This is a genomic window from Streptomyces sp. MnatMP-M17 (genome assembly GCF_900091995.1).
Taxonomy (GTDB): Bacteria; Actinomycetota; Actinomycetes; order Streptomycetales; family Streptomycetaceae; genus Streptomyces.
In genome coordinates this window covers 1-5,984 of sequence record NZ_FMDK01000383.1, presented here as the reverse complement: position 1 = coordinate 5,984, position 5,984 = coordinate 1, and the positions used below count along the sequence as shown (strand labels likewise).

5 protein-coding genes are annotated in these 5,984 nt (G+C 70.7%); all 5 read left to right on the top strand.

The features are described from left to right. Positions 1 to 664, top strand: a 664-nt coding sequence (locus GA0115259_RS17775; RefSeq protein WP_093597787.1) for an NAD(P)H-binding protein, incomplete at its 5' end; no start/stop codon positions are given. A gap of 100 nt (positions 665 to 764) precedes the next feature. Further along, complete coding sequence (locus GA0115259_RS17770; protein WP_093597784.1) at positions 765 to 1,598, top strand: M55 family metallopeptidase; 834 nt, start codon at positions 765 to 767, stop codon at positions 1,596 to 1,598. Between the two features lies 1 nt (position 1,599). Further along, positions 1,600 to 2,940, top strand: a complete 1,341-nt coding sequence (locus GA0115259_RS17765) for a M20/M25/M40 family metallo-hydrolase (protein ID WP_093597781.1) — start codon at positions 1,600 to 1,602, stop codon at positions 2,938 to 2,940. An 11-nt stretch (positions 2,941 to 2,951) separates the two neighbouring features. Next, positions 2,952 to 4,973, top strand: coding sequence for a S9 family peptidase (locus tag GA0115259_RS17760; protein ID WP_093597778.1), 2,022 nt, complete (start codon positions 2,952 to 2,954; stop codon positions 4,971 to 4,973). Further along, positions 4,970 to 5,938: a S66 peptidase family protein gene (locus GA0115259_RS17755; protein WP_256098032.1), complete on the top strand. Its 969-nt coding sequence runs from the start codon at positions 4,970 to 4,972 to the stop codon at positions 5,936 to 5,938. Before GA0115259_RS17760 ends, GA0115259_RS17755 begins: the two co-directional genes overlap by 4 nt. Positions 5,939 to 5,984 lie beyond the last annotated feature (46 nt).

Genomic DNA, 5,984 nt, shown 5'->3' with positions numbered 1-5,984 from the left:
CGTCCCGCTGGACACCGTGCCGTCCCGGACGCCCGCCCTGGTGGAGCAGGCCGTGGCGGGCGGAGTCACAAGGCTGGTGCTCCTCTCGGCCCGAGGAGCCGATGTGCCCGGCTACTTCGGCCCGGCCTTCGACGGCGGACCTCATGTCGAGGGCGAGCGGGCGGTACGCGCCTCGGGCGTGGCCTGGACGATCCTGCGGCCGGGCTGGTTCGCGCAGAACTTCAGCGAGGGCGCGTTCCGCGACGAGGTGATCGCCGGTGAACTGGCGCTGTTCGCCGGGAACGGAGCGGCGTCTTTTGTGGACGCCGAGGACATCGCCGAGGTCGCGGTCGCCGCGCTCACCGGGCCGGGCCACGAGGGCCGGATCTACGAACTGTCCGGGCCGCGCGCCCTGACTGTGGACGACTGTCTGGCCGAGATCGGGAGGGCCACGGGCCATCGGGCGCGCTATGTCCCGCTGGACGAGGCCGCCTACCGCGCGCGCCTGATCTCCCAGGGAGTGCCCGAGGACTCCGTGGCGACCTGGGTCGACGCGCTGAAGCCGATCAGGACGAGCCAGGAGGCGCCCGTACTCGACGGTGTCGTACGAGCGCTGGGCCGGCCGCCGCGCGACTTCGCGGACTTCGCGCGTGCGGAGGCCGCGGCGGGAGCCTGGCGCGTATGACGTGCTTCGGTGGTCCGGTGACGTGCTTCGGTGGTCTGGACCGCCGGTGGTTGTCCACAGGGCTGGCAGGGTGCCGTGAGGACACGTACGGTTTCTCACCATGAAGATCTTGATCAGCGCCGACATGGAGGGCGCCACCGGTGTGACCTGGCCGGCGGACGTTCTGCCGGGCACACCGCAGTGGGAGCGGTGCCGCTCCCTGTTCACATCCGATGTCAACGCGGCGGTGCTCGGCTTTCTCGACGGCGGCGCCGATGAGGTGCTCATCAACGAGGCGCACTGGTCCATGCGCAATCTGCTGCTGGAGCGGCTGGACGACCGCGCGCAGATGATCACCGGGCGACACAAGTCGCTCTCCATGGTCGAGGGCGTGCAGCACGGCGATGTGGACGGCATCGCCTTTGTCGGTTATCACACCGGTGCCGGTACGGAGGGCGTGCTGGCGCACACCTATCTGGCCAACTCGCTCACCGGTGTGTGGCTGAACGGTGCGCGGGCGAGCGAGGGACTGCTGAACGCACGGGTGGTCGCGGAGTACGGCGTTCCGGTGGTGCTGGTCACCGGTGACGATCTGACCTGCGCGGACGCCGACGGATATGCGCCGGACGCGCACAAGGTCGCGGTGAAGGACCATGTCTCGCGGTACGCGGCGGTGTGCAGGACTCCGGCGCGTACGGCCGCCGACATCCGTGCCGCCGCCAAGGAGGCCACGGCGCTCGCCGGGCGGTACGAACCGGTCGTGGGCGGTCCCTTCACTCTGGAGCTGGAGTTCGACGCCACGCATCTCTCCGAGGTCGCCACGGTCGTGCCGGGTGTGGCGCCGAGCGGCGAGCGGCGTGTGACGTACACCAGCGGGACGATGTATGAGGCCATTCGTACCTTCAAAGCGGTCACGACGATCGTTTCGGCCGCTGTGGAGGAGCAGTATGGCTGACATGACGCCCATCGACACGAGTGTGGCTCCTGATACGGCGGCGTTCGACGAGGTGGTCACCTTCACCTCGGAACTCATCCGTATCGACACCACCAACAGAGGCGGTGGGGACTGCCGGGAGCGGCCCGCGGCCGAGTATGTCGCCGAGCGTCTCGCCGACGCGGGAATCGAACCGACGCTGCTGGAGCGGACTCCCGGCCGCACCAATGTGGTCGCCAGGATCGAGGGCACGGACCCGTCCGCCGACGCGCTCCTCGTCCACGGCCATCTCGACGTCGTGCCGGCGGAGCCCGCCGACTGGACCTCGCATCCGTTCTCCGGTGAGGTCCGGGACGGTGTGGTGTGGGGCCGTGGCGCGGTCGACATGAAGAACATGGACGCGATGGTCCTGTCGGTCGTGCGGGCCTGGGCCAGATCGGGAGTCCGGCCGCGCAGGGACATCGTGATCGCCTACACCGCCGACGAGGAGGCAAGCGCCGCCGACGGCTCGGGCTTTCTCGCCGAACGGCACGCCGAGCTGTTCGAGGGCTGTACGGAGGGCATCAGCGAATCCGGCGCCTTCACCTTCCACGCGGGGCCCGGTATGGCGCTCTATCCGATCGCCGCGGGAGAGCGAGGCACCGGCTGGCTGAAGCTCACCGCCCATGGCAAGGCCGGCCATGGCTCCAAGGTGAACCGCGCCAACGCGGTCAGCAGGCTCGCCGCCGCCGTCGCCAGGATCAGCGAGCATCCCTGGCCGGTCAGGCTCACCCCGACGGTACGGGCGGCCCTCGCCGAACTCGCCACGCTCCACGGGATACATGTCGACGTCCATGCCGAGGGCTTCGACCCGGACGGGCTGCTGGGCAAGCTCGGCCCGGCCGCCGCGCTGGTCGAGCCGACGATAAGGAACAGCACCAATCCGACCGTCCTGGAGGCCGGTTACAAGGTCAATGTGATTCCGGGCCTGGCCATCGCCTATGTCGACGGGCGGATGGTGCCCGGCGGCGAGGAGGAGTTCCGCACCACCCTGGACCAGCTCACCGGACCGGATGTGGAGTGGGAGTTCCACCACCGTGAGGTCGCGCTCCAGGCGCCGGTCGACTCACCGACCTTCGCCAAGCTGCGCGCCGCCGTCGAGCGCTTCGATCCGGACGGACATGTCGTGCCGTACTGCATGTCCGGCGGGACGGACGCCAAGCAGTTCTCCCGGCTCGGGATCACCGGCTATGGCTTCTCACCGCTCAAGCTGCCTCCCGGCTTCGACTATCAGGCGCTCTTCCACGGAGTGGACGAGCGGGTGCCCGTCTCGGCGCTGCACTTCGGCGTCCGTGTCCTCGACCACTATCTGAAATCCGCTTAGGAGCCCTGACGATGCCGATCACACGGTCCGTGGACGCCTACGGGACGTGGCCGTCGCCGATCGACGCCACGCTGGCAGCCTCGCACGACGGGCGTCCCGAATATGTGGGGGCGGTCGGCGACGAGGTGTGGTGGACGGAGCCGCGTCCGGCGGAGGAGGGCCGGCGCGCGCTGGTGCGGCGGCGGACGGACGGCCGCGAGGAGTCGGTGCTGCCGGCTCCCTGGAATGTCCGCAGCCGCGTGATCGAGTACGGCGGTCTGCCCTGGGCCGGTGTCACCCGGCCCGACGGCGGCCCGCTGGTCGTCTTCGTCCACTTCCCGGACCAGCGGCTGTACGCGTACGAGCCGGACGGCGTCGGCGGGCCATGGCCGCTCACTCCGGTGTCGGCGACCGGCGGCGGACTGCGCTGGGCCGATCCGCGGCTGCTCCTGGATCGCGATGAAGTCTGGTGCGTGCTGGAGGAGTTCACCGGCGAAGGGCCCACCGATGTACGGCGGGTGATCGCGGCCGTCCCGCTGGACGGCTCGGCCGCCGAGGACCGCTCCGCGGTACAGGAGCTGTCCGACGACCGGCACCGTTTTCTCACCGGGCCCCGGCTCTCGCCCGACGGACGCCATGCCGCCTGGCTCGCCTGGGACCATCCGCGGATGCCCTGGGACGGCACGGTGGTGATGCTGGGCGAGGTGACGGAGACCGGCCCGTTCACGGAGGTCAGGGCAGTGGTCGGGGATACGGACGAGTCCGTCGCGCAGGTGGACTGGGCGCCGGACGGCTCGCTGCTCCTCGTCTCCGACATCAGCGGCTGGTGGGAGCTTCAGCGCATCCGCCCCGACGTGCTCGGCCCGGCCGGAGCACCGGGGGTGATCGCGAGCACCGGCCTCTGCCCCGGAAGGAGCGAGGAGTTCGGCGGACCGCTCTGGAAGATCGGCCTCCAGTGGTTCCATCCCCTGGAGAACGGGCTGATCGCCGTCCTGCACGGCACAGGCACCACCGCGCTCGGCATTCTCGACCCGGCGACCGGCGAACTGGCCGACGCCGTCGGGCCCTGGACGGCATGGGCGCCGACCCTGGCCGTGCAGGGCGACCGGGTGATCGGTGTCGCCGCGAGTCCGCGCAGCGCGTACGAGATCGTGGAGCTGGACACCGCCACCGGCCGCGCCCGGGTGATCGGCGCGGAGCACCGGGACGCGGTGGACGCCGCGTACTATCCCGAGCCCCGGGCCCGTACGTTCACCGGGCCCGGAGGCCGTGAGATCCACGCCCATGTCTATCCGCCGCACCATCCGGGCCACCGCGCGCCCGACGGCGAACTGCCGCCCTATGTGATCTGGGCCCATGGCGGACCCACCAGTCAGGTGCCGCTCGTCCTCGATCTGGAGATCGCCTACTTCACCTCGCGAGGCATCGGTGTCGCCGAGGTCAACTACGGCGGCTCCACCGGCTACGGCAGGGCCTACCGCGAGCGGCTGCGCGAGCAGTGGGGAGTGGTCGATGTCGAGGACTGCGCGGCCGTCGCCGAGGCGCTCGCCGCGGAGGGCACCGCCGACCGGGCCAGACTCGCCGTACGGGGCGGCAGCGCCGGCGGCTGGACGGCGGCGGCTTCGCTCACCACCACGGATGTCTACGCCTGCGGCACGATCATCTATCCGATCCTCGATCTGCTCGGCTGGGCGACGGACGAGACGCATGACTTCGAGTCGAGGTATCTGGAGTCGCTGATCGGACCGCTCGCCGAGGTTCCCGACCGCTACCGCGAGCGTTCGCCGCTGTACAACGTCGACCGGATCACCGCGCCCTTCCTGCTGCTCCAAGGGCTGGACGATGTGATCTGTCCGCCCGCGCAGTGCGAGCGGTTCCTGGACCGGACGGCCGGACGCGGAATCCCGCACGCGTACATAGCCTTCGAGGGAGAGGGCCATGGCTTCCGCAGGGCCGACACCATGATCCGCGCACTGGAGGCCGAACTGTCGCTGTACGCGCGGACCTTCGGCATCGACCGGACCGACATCCCGAGGCTGGAGCTGATGAAGTGACCGCCACACCTCAGAAGTCGGCGTCCCCGCGCGCGCAACTGCCGCCGCTGACCAGGCCCGCGCGGCTGCGTCCCGGGGCCAAGGTCGCGGTGGTGGCGCCCAGCGGGCCCGTCCCGCCGGAGCGGCTCGAAGCGGGGCTCGACATCCTGCGCGGCTGGGACCTCGATCCCGTCGTCGCCCCGCATGTCCTGGACGTCCATCCTCAGCTTGGTTATCTCGCGGGCACGGACGAGGACCGCGCCAGCGATCTCCAGGAGGCGTGGTGCGATCCGTCCGTCTCCGCGGTGCTCTGCGCGCGCGGCGGCTACGGAGTCCAGCGCATGGCCGATCTGCTCGACTGGACGGCGATGCGGGCGGCGGGCCCCAAGGTCTTCGTCGGCTACAGCGACATCACCGCGCTGCACGAGGCGTTCGCCCGGCGGATGGGCCTCGCGACCCTGCACGGCCCGATGGTCGCCACCGTGGGCTTCCTCAAGGACGCCACCACTCAGGAGTCGCTGCGGGCCACGCTCTTCGAGCCCGATTCGGTACGGACCCTGGGCCGGGACACGGCCCGCCCGCTTGTCCCCGGCCGGGCCCGTGGCGTCACGCTTGGCGGCTGTGTCAGCCTGCTCGCCGCCGATCTCGGCACTCCGTACGGGCGTCCCTCGGCGGCCGGTGGCCTGCTGCTGATCGAGGACGTGGGTGAGGAGCCGTACCGCCTCGACCGTGTTCTCACCCAGCTCGTACGCTCCGGCTGGCTGGACGGCGTCGCGGGCGTCGCGCTCGGATCCTGGACGGAGTGCGGTCCGTACGACGCCGTACGGACGCTGTTCCTCGACCGGCTGGGCGGGCTGGGCGTACCGGTCGTGGAGGAACTGGGCTTTGGCCATGGTGAGTCGACACTGACTATGCCGCTGGGCGTGCCGGCGGTCCTGGACGCCGAGAGCGGCACCCTCACCCTGGAGGTGCCCGCGCTGACCTGACTCCGCGCTGACCTGACTCCGCGCTGACCTGACTCCGCGCTGACCT

Coding starts and splice junctions, on each gene's coding strand:
- GA0115259_RS17765 (WP_093597781.1), top strand. CDS start 1,600: ATGACGCCCATCGACACGAGTGTGGCTCCTGATACGGCGGCGTTCGAC.
- GA0115259_RS17770 (WP_093597784.1), top strand. CDS start 765: ATGAAGATCTTGATCAGCGCCGACATGGAGGGCGCCACCGGTGTGACC.
- GA0115259_RS17760 (WP_093597778.1), top strand. CDS start 2,952: ATGCCGATCACACGGTCCGTGGACGCCTACGGGACGTGGCCGTCGCCG.